This window comes from Pseudomonas quasicaspiana (genome assembly GCF_021147825.1).
Taxonomy (GTDB): domain Bacteria; phylum Pseudomonadota; class Gammaproteobacteria; order Pseudomonadales; family Pseudomonadaceae; genus Aquipseudomonas; species Aquipseudomonas quasicaspiana.
The window spans coordinates 214,598-230,190 of record NZ_JAGTPI010000002.1; the positions used below are offsets into that span (position 1 = coordinate 214,598).

Sequence of the window (15,593 nt, forward strand, 5' to 3'; positions counted from 1 at the left end):
CACAGGACCCATCCCAATTCAGATGGATAGGGTGCAGGTAAGAGGACAACATGAATCTGGAAAGCAAATGGCTGGAAGACTTCAGTGCGCTGGCCTCTACGCGCAGTTTTTCCCAGGCGGCAGAGAAGCGTTTTGTGACGCAACCCGCCTTCAGCCGGCGTATTCGCAGCCTTGAAGCGGCGCTGGGGCTGACGCTGGTCAATCGTTCGCGTACGCCCATCGAGCTGACGGCGGCTGGCCAGCTGTTTCTGGTCACGGCGCGTACCGTGGTCGAGCAACTGGGTGAAGTGTTGCGTCACTTGCACCATCTGGAAGGCGGGCAGGGCGAAGTCATGCAGGTTGCTGCGGCGCACTCCCTGGCGCTGGGTTTCTTCCCGCGCTGGATCGCTCAACTGCGCAACGAAGGCCTGAACATCGCGACCCGGCTGGTCGCCACCAACGTTGGCGACGCTGTGCATGCCTTGCGTGAGGGCGGCTGTGACCTGATGCTGGCGTTCTACGATCCGGATGCCGCCCTGCAGATGGACCCGGAAATTTTCCCGTCGCTGCATCTTGCCCACACCGAAATGCTGCCGGTATGCGCCGCCGATGAAAATGGTGAGCCGCTGTTTGCTCTGGAGGACGGTGGCAGCGTGCCGCTTCTGGCTTACAGCGCCGGAGCTTTTCTTGGCCGTTCGGTGAATCTGTTACTGCGCCAGCGAAACCTGCGCTTTACCACGATCTACGAGACAGCTATGGCCGACAGTCTCAAGAGCATGGCACTGGAAGGTCTGGGCATCGCCTGGGTACCGAGGCTCAGCGTGCGTGCCGAATTGGCCCGCGGCGAACTGGTCGAGTGCGGTGGCCCGCAATGGCATATTCCACTGGAGATCCGCCTGTATCGCTGCGCCTTGGTACGCAAGGCCAACGTGCGCTTGTTATGGCGCAAGCTTGAGAGCGCCGCGACCCCTGATGGAGCTTGACCCGCAGGTCAGTAAATACGGGGTTTGCAGGTCATAAACGGCTCACAGGACAGATGGTCACGAGGGGTGCTTCAAACGCTCTTCTTTGGGGTATACTGCGCGGCCTTTGGCCGGCTCGACCGGTCATTATTCGTACAGCAAGCCACGCCGGTCCTCCCGCGTGGCTTGTTTGTTTTTTGATGCGCCTGCGGGCGCCCGATGAGAGGCACGACGATGAGCGCACTGGTTGGCGTGATCATGGGCTCCAAGTCCGATTGGTCCACCCTTAGCCACACCGCCGATATGCTGGAAAAGCTCGGCATTCCGTACGAAGTGAAAGTGGTGTCTGCGCACCGCACTCCGGACTTGCTGTTCCAGTATGCCGAACAGGCTGAAGCACGCGGTATTGAAGTGATCATCGCCGGTGCTGGTGGCGCTGCTCACTTGCCGGGCATGTGTGCGGCCAAGACCCACCTCCCGGTACTGGGCGTTCCAGTCCAGTCCTCCATGCTGTCGGGCGTCGACTCGTTGCTGTCCATCGTGCAGATGCCTGCTGGTATTCCGGTTGCGACCCTGGCCATCGGCAAGGCCGGTGCGATCAACGCAGCGCTGCTCTCTGCCAGTATCCTGGGCGCCAAGCATCCACAATTCCACGCAGTGTTGAAGAAATTCCGCACTGAGCAGACAGACAGCGTTCTGGACAATCCAGACCCGCGCGACGCCTGAGGTTTTGCAATGAAGATTGGTGTAATCGGTGGCGGCCAGTTGGGCCGCATGTTGGCCCTGGCAGGAACCCCGCTGGGGATGAACTTCGCCTTTCTGGACCCCGCGCCAGACGCGTGCGCAGCCGCATTGGGCGAACATCTGCGTGCCGATTACGGCGATCAGGATCATCTTCGTCAGTTGGCTGACGAAGTGGATCTGGTGACCTTCGAGTTCGAAAGCGTACCTGCTGAAACCGTGGCGTTCCTGTCGCAGTTCGTGCCGGTTTATCCGAGCGCCGAAGCCTTGCGCATTGCCCGTGATCGCTGGTTCGAAAAAAGCATGTTCAAGGACCTGGGCATTCCGACGCCTGAGTTCGCCGACATTCAGTCCCAGGCCGATCTGGATGCTGCTGTCGCCGCTATGGGCCTGCCTGCAGTGCTCAAGACGCGCACCCTGGGTTATGACGGCAAGGGCCAGAAAGTCCTGCGCACCGCAGCTGACGTCGAAGGTACTTTCGCGGAACTGGGCAGCGTTGCCTGTTTGCTGGAAGGTTTTGTACCGTTCACCGGTGAAGTCTCGCTGATCGCCGTGCGTGCTCGTGACGGGGAAACCCGTTTCTACCCGCTGGTGCACAACACCCACGACAACGGCATTCTGCGTATCTCCATTGCCAGCACCGATCACCCGCTGCAGGCGTTGGCTGAAGATTACGCCGGTCGTGTGCTCAAGCAGCTCGATTACGTTGGCGTGCTGGCTTTCGAGTTCTTCGAAGTCGATGGCGGCCTGAAAGCCAACGAAATCGCGCCTCGCGTGCACAACTCAGGGCACTGGACCACCGAAGGTGCCGAATGCAGCCAGTTCGAAAACCACCTGCGGGCGGTAGCGGGCTTGCCGCTGGGCTCAACGGCCAAGGTGGGGGAGAGCGCAATGCTCAACTTCATCGGTGAAGTGCCGGCTGTTGATAAAGTGACCGCTATTGATGATTGCCATCTGCATCATTACGGCAAAGCGTTCAAGGCGGGCCGTAAAGTGGGCCACGCCACCGTGCGCAGCGCTGATCGCGCAACGCTGGATCGCCAGGTGAAGCTGGTTGAGGCCCTGATCAAAAACTGATCAAGACGCTCTTGTAGGAGCTGCCGAAGGCTGCGAAAGCGGGGTGTCAGACATACCCCTTTCGCAGCCTTCGGCAGCTCCTACGGATTTTGTGCCTGTCTTATGCATTGAACCATTCCAACCCCGCACCTCTCTGATAGCGTGATGCCAATGGCTGACCAAGCTTTGGCATATCACTTATTTGAGAGGGAAAACGGCATGGGTATTATCGGAACCATCTTCATCGGCTTGATCGTTGGCCTGCTGGCGCGTTTCCTCAAGCCAGGCGACGACAGCATGGGTTGGATCATGACCATTCTGTTGGGCATCGGCGGTTCGCTGGCGGCCACGTATGGCGGTCAGGCGCTGGGCATCTATCAGGCAGGCGAAGGCGCAGGCTTCCTGGGTGCATTGGTTGGCGCAATCGTACTGTTGGTGATCTTCGGCCTGATCAAAAAGAAAAGCTGATGTTCAATGGCCCTCTGCGTTCCGGCACGCAGAGGGCTAGAATGCCGGGCAGTTTTTCAACTTCCCATACTTGCCGAGCCTGTCGATGCGTCGTCTCTTAGTTATCCCTCTGCTTCTGATCTGCGGCCTGGCCCGCGCTGAAATCCCTGAAACCGACTGGCTGGACCTGATGCCCAAGTCGGATCAGAAAGCCCTCGAAGCCATGCCTGAAATTGACCACAACTCCCCGGAAGCCCAAGGGACGTTTGACAGCAAAGGTGGTTTGAAGCAAAGCAAGGGTTTGCCTGCCGTCATGTACTCAGCCAAGACCGTACCGGCCATGAATGGCAAGGAAGTGCGTCTTGGAGGTTATCCAGTACCGCTTGAAACGGATGCCAAGGGCCACAGCACGCTGTTTTTCCTTGTTCCGTATCCTGGCGCCTGTATCCACGTGCCACCGCCACCGCCCAACCAGCTCGTGTTGGTGCGTTACCCCAAAGGCCTGAAGATCGAAGACATCTACACGCCGCTGTGGGTGGTTGGCAAACTGAAGGTTGAAAAGGTCAGCAACGATCTGGCTGATGCGGCTTATGCAATGGATGCAGAGAAAGCGCGAGTGGTGGTTGAGGCGGATTTGTAGGGCTTACGCAGGCCGGTAGGAGCGCGCTTGCCCGCGATGAGCGATGACGCGGTTTGTCAGACAGACCGAGTTATCGTTCATCGCGGGCAAGCGCGCTCCTACAGAAATCAGGCTTCCGACAAAGACTCAGCCCAGATACTCACATCCAGCACATGCATCTGCTCCGGCTCCAGCGTCACGATATCGTCCAGCACGTTGGCTGTTTCGACGCATACCATGCCCTGCCAGCCATCAGCGGCCATATCGTTGAAGGTTTTGGTTTTCTCGATCCACGGATTCCACACGATGGCTGACTTGGAGCCGTTGGTGCAGATATGGATTTTGCGCTGCCATGTCGGATCGACAATGCTCAGCATGTCCGGGGTGTTGAGGTAAATGCGGTCGGTCTCGCCTGCGAATTTCACATCGCCGGACTGCTTGCGCTCTTCCCAGTTTTCCAGAGTTTCGATGTAACGCACGCCATCGAGGCCTTTGATGCTGATTTCGCGTACATCGCTGACGGCGAAGTAGGTGTGCAGCGCTTGGCTGAAACTCACGGTTTCAGTACCGGAGTTGTAGCTCACTAGGCTGACATTCAGTGCTTCGTCCAGACGAATGCTCAGTTTCAGACCCACGTTATGCGGCCAGCCTGGCAGCTTGCCTTCCGTCTTGGGCTGGATGAAATCGACGATCAACGCGTCGTCATCTTCGGCCATCCCCATCAATTCCCAGTCAATGGCGCGTACTTCGCCATGAGCCTTGGCGGGCTCGTGGCTCACGCGCATGGCCTGAACACTTTCCGGGTTACGCTGAAGATTGCCGAACCATGGCCAGCACACAGGCATGCCGCCGCGAATCGGAGTGCCTTTTTTGAAGGCGGCTTGATCATTGGACCAGATCAGCGGCTGCTGCCCGGCCAGCTTGTAACTGACGATATGCGCACCTTGCTGGGCGACAACGAGTTCAGCTTCACCGTGGCTGATTCTCCAGCAGTTAAGCTCATCGATGGTGACGGATTCGACCTGGGGCGTTGGCATATAAAGAACTCTCAAACAAAGACTAAGACAAAATGGACCATGTCCAGGTCGATGAGTTTACCTTTCTCCAGCCAGCCTTACCTTCTTTGGAGTGTGATTCACTGTAGGAGCTGCCGAACGCTGCGAATCGCGGTGTTTCAGGAATAGGCCTTTCGCAGCCTTCGGCAGCTCCTGCAATTACAAATTACACAGCCTTATCGCCGCGCTGGAACCGACCGGGTGCGCCCGCTGCCATCTATAGCCACAAACACAAACACCGCTTCGGTCACTTTGCGCCATTCGCTGGACAGCGGGTCATCGCTCCAGACTTCAACCATCATCTGGATGGAGCTGCGGCCAATTTCCAGTGCCTGGGTATAGAAGGACAGCTGCGCGCCCACTGCCACCGGAACCAGAAACGCCATGCGATCAATGGCCACTGTGGCAACCCGCCCGCCCGCGATCTTGCTGGCCATTGCGGTGCCTGCCAGATCCATCTGGGATACCAGCCAGCCGCCGAAAATATCGCCGAAGCCGTTGGTTTCGCGGGGTAGTGCGGTGATTTGCAAAGCGAGATCGCCTTGCGGGATTGGATCTTCTTGTTCGAACTCGATCATGCCTAGGGTGCCTCTGACCCATGACTCTTAGTATTGTTGCCGCGGTTGGCAGGCGCTATTCAAAACCATTTGCGTGAACATAAAGCGTTCAGCGCAGGTGGAACACCTGAAGGGGAAACTCTGCGAAAGCGGCTGAATGGCAGCTGATTTCGCACAGCACCCCCGACTGACTGAGGCTTGTGCGCTACATTCCGACACACAACCGACAGTAATCCGACGGTCTGCGAGTATATCGGGCGATGCGTCATGAAACGACCATCGAGTACTGATTTCGACGATATACGCATCAGGCTGTGTGCTTTTTGAAACAATTTGCTATCGTGCCGGACCCGACAAGGCGGCATGACTGCCTGTGTCACGCAATTTTGGTGCCTATCCGCACAGTTGCTCCGGACAATCGCAGTTGCAGGCCACCCCGCCGTAACCTGCTTTACTGTCGCTAACCCTATTCAAGAGAAGCCTCCCTAGAGAAGTATTGTTCATGTCAACTGTGCCTTCGAGTACCGCGCAGCCTTCGCGCCCGCTGACCCGCAACGACTACAAGACCTTGTCGCTGTCCGCGTTGGGCGGCGCGCTGGAGTTCTACGACTTCATCATTTTCGTGTTCTTCGCTGCTGTGGTCGGCAAACTATTTTTCCCGGCGGATATGCCGGAATGGCTGCGCATGATGCAGACCTTCGGGATTTTTGCCGCAGGTTATCTGGCGCGCCCTCTGGGCGGCATCATCATGGCGCACTTCGGCGACCTGCTGGGGCGCAAGAAAATGTTCACCCTGAGCATTTTCATGATGGCGGTGCCGACGCTGATCATGGGTTTGCTACCGACATATGCCCAGATCGGCATGTGGGCGCCGATTCTGCTTCTGCTGATGCGCGTCATTCAGGGCGCGGCCATTGGCGGTGAAGTGCCGGGCGCCTGGGTGTTCGTTTCCGAGCACGTTCCTGCGCGTCATATTGGCTATGCCTGCGGCACGCTGACCTGTGGTCTGACGGCCGGCATTCTGCTGGGCTCCCTGATGGCGACCCTCATCAACAGCATCTACAGCCCGATTGAAGTGTCCGACTACGCATGGCGTATCCCGTTCCTGGTAGGTGGTGTGTTCGGTCTGTTGTCGGTGTATCTGCGCCGTTGGTTGCACGAAACCCCAGTGTTCGCCGAGCTGCAGTTGCGCAAAGCGCTGGCCGAAGAAGTACCGCTCAAGTCAGTACTGCGTGATCACCGCGGTGCAGTTGCTATCTCGATGCTGCTGACCTGGTTGCTGTCGGCGGGGATCATCGTGGTCATTCTGATGACCCCGACCATCCTGCAGGGCGCGACCTTCGGCTTCCCGGCAGCTGTGGCCCTGAAGGCGAATAGCCTGGCGATCGTTTTCCTGAGTCTGGGCTGCATCGCTTCGGGCGCACTGGCCGACCGCATTGGTGCTGGCCGTGTGTTCCTGTTTGGTAGCCTGGGTCTGTTGATCTGCTCATGGACGATGTACCACACGCTGGCGGCCAATCCTGACTGGCTGTTCCCGATGTATGCAGTGACCGGCCTGTTCGTTGGTGTCATCGGCGCAGTGCCGTACGTGATGGTCAAGGCATTCCCGGCCGTGGTGCGTTTCTCGGGATTGTCGTTCTCATACAACCTGGCTTACGCGATTTTTGGCGGCCTGACGCCGATGGTCGTGACGCTCATGCTCAAATCCAGCCCTATGGCACCCGCCTGGTATGTGGCGATTCTATGTGTGCTGGGCATGCTGATTGGCTGCTATCTGATCGCTAAAAAGCGCTGATCGCTCGAGCCTGAAGACTTCCGTTTCATGCCGCGTGGTACTCAAGGCCGCCATTCCTGAACAGGGTGGCGGCCTTTCATTTAATTGTCACAATTAAGTCATAGAGTCGTCACGCGTCAGGCCAATACTCGGGCCAACGGACCTGTTTCTTCACCTCGCTCGGAGCAAGGTATGACTTTTAAACGTTTGATCACCGCATTCACTTTCGTTGCCGCTGGCGTCGCTACTGCCAATGCGGTTGCTGCTGTTGATCCGGCGATCAAACCGTACGTAAAGACGTCGGGTGTTTCGGGCAACTTGTCCAGCGTAGGCTCCGATACCCTGGCCAACCTCATGACACTGTGGGCTGAGGCGTACAAGAAAGAATACCCGAGCGTGAACATTCAGATTCAGGCAGCGGGTTCCTCTACTGCGCCACCGGCACTGACCGAAGGCACCGCCAACCTCGGCCCGATGAGCCGCAAGATGAAAGACGGCGAGTTGTCGGCATTCGAGCAGAAATACGGTTACAAGCCCACTGCTATCCCGGTTGCAGTCGATGCGCTGGCAGTGTTCGTACACAAGGACAACCCGATCAAAGGGTTGACCATGGCGCAAGTGGACGCGATCTTCTCGGTCACCCGCCTGTGCGGTGCCAAGGCAGACGCCAAGACTTGGGGTGATGTGGGTATAACCGGTGATTTGGCAAACAAACCGATTCAGCTTTTTGGTCGTAATTCGGTGTCCGGCACCTATGGCTACTTCAAGGAAGAAGCGCTGTGCAAAGGCGACTTCAAGGCTAACGTAAACGAACAGCCGGGTTCGGCTTCGGTCGTCAGCTCCATCAGCAGCTCGCTCAATGGCATCGGTTACTCGGGCATTGGTTATAAAACGTCCAGCGTGCGTACCGTCCCTCTAGCCAAAAAAGAAGGTGGCGAGTTCGTTGAAGACAACGAGGCCAACGCCTTGAACGGCACTTATCCGCTGTCGCGCTTCCTGTATGTGTACGTCAACAAGGCTCCGAACAAACCGCTGGCCCCACTGGAAGCAGAGTTCATCAAGCTGGTGTTGTCGAAGCAGGGGCAGGAAGTGGTCATGAAAGACGGCTACATTCCGCTGCCGCCGAGAGTGGTAAGCAAGGCTCTGACCGATCTGGGCCTGCAGGAAGCAGCCGCAAAATAATCCGGGTTGCGGTGGGATCTGTTCTAATCAGGCCCACCGTTAACTGAACAGTTCGCTGCCATGATCCTAGGTGGCGGGCTTTTTTGCGTCACCCCGCTGTAATGTTTTTGTCATACAGGGCGACTAGGGTGTGCGCATGAATGATCTGGCCAATTCATCAATGAATCAGAATTCACCTGCCAAGCGCATTGATTTCAATACGCCTGAGCTGCAACGCAGGCGCCGCATACGCGCTTTCAAGGACCGCCTGACCCGTTGGTATGTCGCCATTGGCGGCCTCGCCGTGCTCGCGGCTATCACCTTGATCTTCTTTTACCTGGCCTATGTGGTTGCACCGTTGTTTCAGGGCGCAAGCCTGAGCAAGGAAGACGCTCTTAAGCCTGCCTGGCTGAACGACGCGGGCAAGTCGCTAATGCTGACTGTGGAAGAGCAGAACCAGGTCGGAATGCGTATTTCCGACAAGGGCGAAGCCGTGTTTTTCGGCATCGCGGACGGTGCAGAAATCAAGCGTGTCAGCCTGCCTTTGCCTGCTGGCGTGAGCGTGGCTTCGCTTGGTCAGGATCAGCCGGGTACGCCGCTAATTGCGTTGGGCTTGTCCAATGGTCAAGTCCTGGCGTTCAGGCACAGCTACCTGATCACCTACCCGAACAACCATAAAACCATCACGCCGACCATCACCTGGCCTTATGGCGAAGCACCGCTGGTGCTGGATGAAGGGGGGCAGGCGGTTGAGCATGTGAGCATCAATGCCAATGGCGAGAAGCTCCTGATCGCAGGCACCACCGGCAAGCAAATGCATGTTTTGTCGCTGGCCAAAGAAGAAAACATGATGACCGGCGAGGTGACCAGCGAGCAAACTCGTATCGAGTTGCCGCAGATGTCCGAGGTTGTGAAAGCCATCTACATCGATCCGCGCCAGCAATGGCTGTATGTGATCAATGGTCGTGCGCAGGCCGACGTGTTCAGTCTGCGTGATCGCACGCTCAACGGCCGCTACAAACTGCTTGAAGACGGCAATGCCGAGATCACGGCCAGCACCCAGCTGGTGGGCGGCATTTCGTTGATCATCGGTAACTCAAAAGGCGGCATGGCCCAGTGGTTCATGGCCCGTGACGTCGATGGCGAACAGCGCTTCATGCACATTCGCGACTTCAAGATGGGCGCGGCGCCGATTACCCAGATCACCGCTGAGCAACGGCGCAAGGGCTTTATCGCACTGGACGCTTCGGGTCAGCTCGGCGTTTTCCATAGCACTGCACACCGGACGTTGTTGGTCGAAAAAGTCGCTGACGGTTCGGGTATTTTTGCCCTGTCACCGCGTGCGGATCAGATTCTGGTAGAGCAGGGCGGTGCGTTGCGGCCGATGAGCTTGAAGAATCCGCATCCGGAAGTGTCCTGGAGCGCATTGTGGGGCAAGGTCTGGTACGAGAATTACGATGCGCCTCAATACGTCTGGCAGTCCACCGCCTCCAATAGCGATTTCGAGCCCAAGCTGAGCCTGGCACCGCTGACCTATGGCACGCTCAAGGCTGCGTTTTACGCCATGCTGCTGGCTGCGCCTCTGGCGGTTGCCGCCGCGATCTATACCGCTTACTTCATGGCTCCCGGGATGCGCCGCAAGGTCAAACCGGTAATCGAGCTGATGGAAGCCATGCCGACGGTGATCCTTGGCTTCTTCGCCGGGCTGTTTCTGGCGCCCTATCTGGAAGGTCATCTACCGGGTGTGTTCAGTCTGATGCTGCTGACGCCCATTGGCATTCTGCTCGCCGGTTTTACCTGGAGCCGTTTGCCTGACTCGATTCGCCTGCGGGTTCCCGATGGTTGGGAAAGCGCGATCCTGTTGCCCGTGGTTCTGCTGGTAGGCTGGTTTTCACTGAGCATGAGCCCGCACCTGGAGAACTGGTTCTTCGGCGGTGACATGCGCATGTGGATCTCCCACGATCTGGGCATCACCTACGACCAGCGCAACGCCTTGGTGGTCGGCATTGCCATGGGCTTCGCCGTTATTCCGAATATTTACTCGATTGCCGAGGATGCGGTGTTCAGTGTGCCTCGCGGTCTGACGCTGGGTTCGCTGGCACTCGGCGCTACGCCGTGGCAGACCCTGACCCGCGTGGTCATCCTGACCGCAAGCCCGGGGATTTTCTCGGCGCTGATGATCGGCATGGGCCGTGCGGTGGGCGAAACGATGATCGTGCTCATGGCCACCGGCAATACGCCGATCATGGACATGAACCTGTTTGAGGGGATGCGCACTCTGGCGGCCAACGTGGCTGTGGAGATGCCTGAGTCGGAAGTGGGTGGCAGTCATTATCGAGTGTTGTTCCTCGCAGCCCTGGTGCTGTTGATGTTCACCTTTGTGATGAACACCCTCGCAGAGCTGATCCGTCAGCGCCTGCGCAAGCAATACTCGTCTCTCTAAGGAAGGTAGAAGTTCGTGAAACAGAACTCCCTCAAGAGTTGGATTAAAACCGGCGCCCCTGGCGTCTGGATGAGTGCGGGCGCGGTATCCATTGCGGTCATCATGACGCTGGGCTTGTTGTCGGTGATTGCCGTGCGCGGTCTGGGGCATTTCTGGCCGGCCGATCTGATGTACGCGCAATACGATGTGCCCAATCAAGAGAAACACGTTCTGATCGGCGAAGTCGTCGAGCAAGAGCAAGTCCCTCGCGCCCGCCTCAAAGGCGCGGGTTTGCCGGTACCGGAAGATGGCCCGGAGTTCATGACCCGTGAGCTGGTCAAGGTCGGCAATCGTGACGTCAACCCCAGCGATTTCACCTGGGTCGTGGGCGAGTGGATATCCAACCAAAGCCTGCCGCCCGAGCTGATGACGATTGAACGTCGCGAATGGGGCAATTTTTACGGTTATCTGGTCAACGTCAAAGAAGGCGGCAAGGTCGTCGCTGAAGGCGAAGCGGCCTGGCCGACGCTACAAGAACGTATCAAGCGTGTCGAAGGTCTGGCTCGCGAGCTCTATCAGCTTGAAAAGAAAGACGTCGGGGCGATCAACCACGGTATCGAACGGTTGCGTCTACAGGCCCGCAAACTGGAGCTGGATGGCAAGCTTGATGCGCAGGCTCAAGCCGACATGGCCAGCGAACGTGCCGAACTGGACAGTCGCTACACCGTTATCGAAGAGCGTCTGACCTCGCTGCACGAGGCGTTTGATCGCGACAGCCTTACGGCGCGCGACGCCAACGGCAAAGAAGTCGAAATCAGCCTGGGCAAAGTCGTCCACGCTTACCAGCCCAACGGCATGGGCACGCTCACCAAAGTCGGGTTCTATTTCAAGAAGCTGTGGGAATTCCTCAGTGAAGACCCGCGGGAAGCCAACACCGAAGGCGGGATTTTCCCGGCAATTTTCGGCACGGTGATGATGACCCTGATCATGGCGGTGATCGTCACGCCATTTGGTGTACTGGCAGCGGTTTACCTGCGTGAGTACGCCAGACAAGGCCCGGTCACGCGCTTGATTCGTATCGCAGTGAACAACCTCGCGGGCGTTCCGGCTATTGTTTACGGTGTGTTCGGTTTGGGCTTCTTTGTCTATGTACTGGGCGGATCTCTGGATCAGCTGTTCTTCCCCGAAGCCTTGCCTGCTCCGACGTTTGGTACGCCTGGCCTGCTCTGGGCGTCGCTGACGCTGGCATTGCTGGCCGTGCCAGTGGTGATCGTCGCGACTGAAGAAGGTCTGGCGCGTATCCCGCGCACCATCCGCGAAGGCTCGCTGGCGTTGGGTGCGACAAAGTCTGAGACGCTGTGGAAGATTGTTCTGCCCATGGCGAGCCCGGCCATGATGACCGGCCTGATTCTGGCGGTGGCGCGTGCAGCGGGTGAGGTTGCGCCGCTGATGTTGGTGGGCGTGGTCAAACTGGCTCCGTCGCTGCCGGTGGATGGCAACTACCCTTACCTGCATCTGGATCAGAAGATCATGCACCTGGGGTTCCATATTTACGACGTGGGCTTCCAGAGCCCTAACGTCGAGGCGGCGCGACCATTGGTTTACGCCACGGCGCTGTTGCTGGTGTTAGTGATTGCCTTGCTTAACCTGTCGGCGGTGGCTATTCGTAACCACCTGCGCGAGAAATACAAAGCGCTGGACAGTTGATGGTCTGTGGCCGTGCTGTCGTGCGGCAAACCAGGAGCTGGTAGGAGCGAACTTGTTCGCGAGGCGGTGTGTCAGGTTCGACGCCCCGCGAACAAGTTCGCTCTTACCGACGTTCAAATGAATTTGGTTAGCGTAGGGAGCAATTCCATGCAGCATGAAAACCCGGCACGAGGCATCAACATGTCGGCCCTGGGGCGCAACAAGTCCGGCCTGCATCTGGCCGACGAAACCGTGGCTATCGAAGTGCCGGGTCTGAACCTGTTTTATGGTGACAAGCAGGCGCTGTTCGATGTCAGCCTGAATATTCCGAAGCAGCGTGTGACGGCCTTCATTGGTCCGTCCGGCTGCGGCAAGTCGACATTGTTGCGTACGTTCAACCGCATGAACGACCTGGTCGATGGTTGCAGCGTAAAAGGCGCAATCAATTTGTACGGCCACGATATCTACACCAAAGGTGAAGACGTCGCCGAATTGCGCCGTCGTGTCGGCATGGTGTTTCAGAAGCCCAACCCGTTCCCCAAGACCATCTACGAAAACGTGGTGTATGGCTTGCGGATCCAGGGCATCAACAAAAAGCGCGTACTCGATGAAGCTGTCGAGTGGGCACTCAAGGCCGCAGCGTTGTGGGACGAGGTCAAAGACCGTCTGCATGAGTCAGCGCTGGGGCTTTCCGGCGGTCAGCAGCAACGTCTGGTGATCGCCCGGACCATCGCCGTGGAGCCGGAAGTCCTGCTGCTCGACGAACCCTGTTCAGCGCTCGATCCAATTTCGACGTTGAAAGTTGAAGAGCTGATCTACGAACTGAAATCCAAATACACCATTGTGATCGTTACTCACAACATGCAGCAGGCGGCACGGGTTTCGGATTACACCGCGTTTATGTACATGGGCAAACTGGTCGAGTTCGGTGACACGGACACGATGTTCACCAACCCGGCTAAAAAACAGACTGAAGATTACATCACCGGTCGTTACGGCTAGGTCCTGCTCAAACCCTGAAGCACCGCTGCGTTTTCGCACTTAACCGGACGTTCCAAGGACACCAAGCATGATTCATAAAGACAGCCTCACGCATCACATCTCCCAACAGTTCAACGCTGAGCTTGAAGAAGTACGCAGCCATCTGCTCGAGATGGGCGGTTTGGTCGAGAAGCAGGTCAACGATGCCGTGACTGCCTTGATCGAAGCGGACTCCGGTCTGGCCCAGCGCGTTCGTGAAGTCGACGACCGCATCAACCAGATGGAGCGCAACATCGATGAAGAATGCCTGCGCATACTGGCGCGTCGTCAGCCGGCGGCTTCCGACCTGCGTTTGATCATCAGCATTTCCAAGTCGGTGATCGACCTGGAACGCATCGGTGATGAATCGACCAAGATCGCTCGTCGTGCCATTCAGTTGTGCGAGGAAGGCGAATCGCCGCGTGGTTACGTCGAAGTGCGTCATATCGGCGATCAGGTGCGCAACATGGTTCGCGATGCTCTGGATTCGTTTGCCCGCTTCGACGCCGAGCTGGCGTTGTCCGTGGCGCAGTACGACAAAATCATCGACCGCGAATACAAGACGGCCCTGCGCGAGCTGGCGACCTACATGATGGAGGATCCGCGTTCGATCTCCCGCGTACTCAATGTGATCTGGGTCCTGCGTTCGCTGGAACGTATCGGCGACCACGCGCGGAATATTTCCGAGCTGGTCATCTACCTGGTGCGCGGAACCGACGTGCGGCACATGGGCCTCAAGCGCATGAAAGAAGAGGTGCACGGGATCACTAGCGAAAGCGCTAATGTTCCGGACAAATCTGACGATAAGTAAGATTGCCTGCGAAAAAACGCCCAGCTCGCAGCTGGGCGTTTTTGTTCTCGGGTTTAAGAACTTCCAGCCGCCCGCGAATTAAATGTCCTGGCGCCGTCAAACAGGTTGGCCTTTGGCCATCAGCCAGCGCTATGCTTGCCGAAATATAGGGTGTGTTCAGCATCAACGCGGTTCGCCAGCAGTGGCGACACACCCGCAGGAGCGTCGATGAGTAAGATCAGTGTTTTGATTGTGGATGACGCGACTTTCATTCGCGATTTGGTTAAGAAAGGTCTGCGCAATTATTTTCCCGGTATTCACACCGAGGACGCCGTCAACGGTCGCAAGGCTCAGGTCACCCTGAACCGCGAAGAGTTCGACCTGATCCTGTGCGACTGGGAAATGCCGGAGATGTCTGGCCTTGAGCTGCTGACCTGGTGCCGCGAACAGGACAATTACCTGAAAACCGTTCCCTTCATCATGGTCACCAGCCGTGGTGACAAAGAGAACGTGGTTCAGGCGATTCAGGCCGGGGTGACCGATTTTGTCGGCAAACCCTTCACCAACGAACAACTGCTGACCAAGGTCAAGAAAGCCCTGGCCAAAGTCGGCAAGCTCGAAGCTGTGATGTCCACCGCTCCGTCGCGCATGAACTCGCCGCTCAATGACTCGCTCAGCGCGCTGACTGGCGGCAAGGCTGAGGTCGTTCGTCCTGCGGCCAGCCCGGCAGTAACTTCTGCACCTGGTTTTGGCGGCGGTCTTGCCAAGGCCCCACCGGTACCGCAGCAAATAGCAGCAAAAGAGCCGGCAGGGCGTGGTCAGGGCCAATTGCGCCTGCCCAGCGGCAATCACAGCAGTGTGATCAAGGCGCTGACCCTCAAGGAAGCGTTGCTGGTGGTCCGCCGTAGCGAAAGCCTGCCACAGATCCTTGAGCAGGCTGTGCTCGATCTGGAGCAAGGCGAGAGCAACGAAGTGGCGCGGCTCAACGGTTATCTGCACGCCATCGTGGCCTTCGAGCAGAAGCCCGACAGCGAGTGGCTGCAAGTAACCTTCCGCTTCACCGATCAGGATGCCCAGAAACTGGATTACATTTCCCGCCTGATCGCCCGCGGCACTGCACAGAAGCACTTCTCACCGGGTGCTTGATTGCCTGTGATCCTGTAGGAGTGAGCTCATTCGGGAAAGAGGTGTGTCATTCAGTGATGCTTTACTGGACTGGCCTCTTCGCGAATGAATTCGCTCCCACTGGATTTGAGGTGACGCTCACGCGCATCTGGCGCGGTTTCCTTGACGTCCACTCTATTGCCGATTGATACAGCTGAGT

General features: G+C 57.6%; 14 protein-coding genes. 12 read left to right on the forward strand and 2 right to left on the reverse strand.

Going from position 1 to position 15,593, the window contains the following annotated elements; genetic code table 11:
* Nucleotides 1-50: 50 nt before the first annotated feature.
* From KDX30_RS02985 to KDX30_RS03005, 5 genes are all read left to right on the forward strand, one after another.
* Nucleotides 51-962: a LysR substrate-binding domain-containing protein gene (locus KDX30_RS02985; protein WP_099270108.1), complete on the forward strand. Its 912-nt coding sequence runs from the start codon at nt 51-53 to the stop codon at nt 960-962.
* A gap of 213 nt (nt 963-1,175) precedes the next feature.
* Nucleotides 1,176-1,667 (forward strand): 5-(carboxyamino)imidazole ribonucleotide mutase, encoded by a 492-nt coding sequence (purE, locus tag KDX30_RS02990; protein WP_027902272.1) that lies wholly within the window; start codon nt 1,176-1,178, stop codon nt 1,665-1,667.
* A 9-nt stretch (nt 1,668-1,676) separates the two neighbouring features.
* On the forward strand, nt 1,677-2,759 hold the full coding sequence (locus KDX30_RS02995; protein WP_231665582.1) for a 5-(carboxyamino)imidazole ribonucleotide synthase: 1,083 nt from the start codon (nt 1,677-1,679) through the stop codon (nt 2,757-2,759).
* Between the two features lie 198 nt (nt 2,760-2,957).
* Complete coding sequence (locus KDX30_RS03000; protein WP_027902270.1) at nt 2,958-3,206, forward strand: GlsB/YeaQ/YmgE family stress response membrane protein; 249 nt, start codon at nt 2,958-2,960, stop codon at nt 3,204-3,206.
* Nucleotides 3,207-3,291: 85 nt separating this feature from the next.
* On the forward strand, nt 3,292-3,825 hold the full coding sequence (locus KDX30_RS03005; RefSeq protein ID WP_027902269.1) for a DUF3299 domain-containing protein: 534 nt from the start codon (nt 3,292-3,294) through the stop codon (nt 3,823-3,825).
* 107 nt (nt 3,826-3,932) lie between these two features.
* On the opposite strand, the gene KDX30_RS03010 is transcribed toward KDX30_RS03005, so the two are convergent.
* Complete coding sequence (locus KDX30_RS03010) at nt 3,933-4,841, reverse strand: D-hexose-6-phosphate mutarotase (RefSeq protein ID WP_231674924.1); 909 nt, start codon at nt 4,839-4,841, stop codon at nt 3,933-3,935.
* Between the two features lie 194 nt (nt 4,842-5,035).
* Nucleotides 5,036-5,437 (reverse strand): acyl-CoA thioesterase, encoded by a 402-nt coding sequence (locus KDX30_RS03015; RefSeq protein ID WP_027901946.1) that lies wholly within the window; start codon nt 5,435-5,437, stop codon nt 5,036-5,038.
* A 481-nt stretch (nt 5,438-5,918) separates the two neighbouring features.
* On the opposite strand from KDX30_RS03015, the gene KDX30_RS03020 reads away from it, so the two are divergent.
* The 7 genes from KDX30_RS03020 to KDX30_RS03050 all read left to right on the forward strand — a co-directional run bounded on the left by KDX30_RS03020 (nt 5,919) and on the right by KDX30_RS03050 (nt 15,415).
* Nucleotides 5,919-7,211 (forward strand): MFS transporter, encoded by a 1,293-nt coding sequence (locus tag KDX30_RS03020; RefSeq protein WP_231674925.1) that lies wholly within the window; start codon nt 5,919-5,921, stop codon nt 7,209-7,211.
* Nucleotides 7,212-7,382: 171 nt separating this feature from the next.
* On the forward strand, nt 7,383-8,372 hold the full coding sequence (locus tag KDX30_RS03025; RefSeq protein ID WP_099270103.1) for a phosphate ABC transporter substrate-binding protein PstS family protein: 990 nt from the start codon (nt 7,383-7,385) through the stop codon (nt 8,370-8,372).
* 388 nt (nt 8,373-8,760) lie between these two features.
* Nucleotides 8,761-10,794, forward strand: coding sequence for an ABC transporter permease subunit (locus tag KDX30_RS03030; RefSeq protein WP_406643712.1), 2,034 nt, complete (start codon nt 8,761-8,763; stop codon nt 10,792-10,794).
* Nucleotides 10,795-10,863: 69 nt separating this feature from the next.
* Nucleotides 10,864-12,480: a phosphate ABC transporter permease PstA gene (gene pstA / locus KDX30_RS03035; RefSeq protein WP_231672802.1), complete on the forward strand. Its 1,617-nt coding sequence runs from the start codon at nt 10,864-10,866 to the stop codon at nt 12,478-12,480.
* A 147-nt stretch (nt 12,481-12,627) separates the two neighbouring features.
* Nucleotides 12,628-13,461 carry a phosphate ABC transporter ATP-binding protein PstB gene (gene pstB, locus KDX30_RS03040; protein WP_027901941.1) on the forward strand — a complete coding sequence of 278 codons (834 nt, stop codon included), beginning with the start codon at nt 12,628-12,630 and terminating at the stop codon, nt 13,459-13,461.
* Nucleotides 13,462-13,528: 67 nt separating this feature from the next.
* Complete coding sequence (phoU, locus tag KDX30_RS03045) at nt 13,529-14,290, forward strand: phosphate signaling complex protein PhoU (RefSeq protein WP_122396678.1); 762 nt, start codon at nt 13,529-13,531, stop codon at nt 14,288-14,290.
* Between the two features lie 207 nt (nt 14,291-14,497).
* A complete protein-coding gene (locus KDX30_RS03050; RefSeq protein ID WP_027901939.1) occupies nt 14,498-15,415 on the forward strand; it encodes a response regulator in 918 nt (305 codons plus the stop codon).
* Nucleotides 15,416-15,593 lie beyond the last annotated feature (178 nt).

Coding starts and splice junctions, on each gene's coding strand:
- KDX30_RS03050 (WP_027901939.1), top strand. CDS start 14,498: ATGAGTAAGATCAGTGTTTTGATTGTGGATGACGCGACTTTCATTCGC.
- KDX30_RS03005 (WP_027902269.1), top strand. CDS start 3,292: ATGCGTCGTCTCTTAGTTATCCCTCTGCTTCTGATCTGCGGCCTGGCC.
- pstB (WP_027901941.1), top strand. CDS start 12,628: ATGCAGCATGAAAACCCGGCACGAGGCATCAACATGTCGGCCCTGGGG.
- KDX30_RS03015 (WP_027901946.1), bottom strand. CDS start 5,437: ATGATCGAGTTCGAACAAGAAGATCCAATCCCGCAAGGCGATCTCGCT.
- phoU (WP_122396678.1), top strand. CDS start 13,529: ATGATTCATAAAGACAGCCTCACGCATCACATCTCCCAACAGTTCAAC.
- KDX30_RS03020 (WP_231674925.1), top strand. CDS start 5,919: ATGTCAACTGTGCCTTCGAGTACCGCGCAGCCTTCGCGCCCGCTGACC.
- pstA (WP_231672802.1), top strand. CDS start 10,864: ATGAGTGCGGGCGCGGTATCCATTGCGGTCATCATGACGCTGGGCTTG.
- KDX30_RS03000 (WP_027902270.1), top strand. CDS start 2,958: ATGGGTATTATCGGAACCATCTTCATCGGCTTGATCGTTGGCCTGCTG.
- KDX30_RS03025 (WP_099270103.1), top strand. CDS start 7,383: ATGACTTTTAAACGTTTGATCACCGCATTCACTTTCGTTGCCGCTGGC.
- KDX30_RS02995 (WP_231665582.1), top strand. CDS start 1,677: ATGAAGATTGGTGTAATCGGTGGCGGCCAGTTGGGCCGCATGTTGGCC.
- KDX30_RS03010 (WP_231674924.1), bottom strand. CDS start 4,841: ATGCCAACGCCCCAGGTCGAATCCGTCACCATCGATGAGCTTAACTGC.
- purE (WP_027902272.1), top strand. CDS start 1,176: ATGAGCGCACTGGTTGGCGTGATCATGGGCTCCAAGTCCGATTGGTCC.
- KDX30_RS02985 (WP_099270108.1), top strand. CDS start 51: ATGAATCTGGAAAGCAAATGGCTGGAAGACTTCAGTGCGCTGGCCTCT.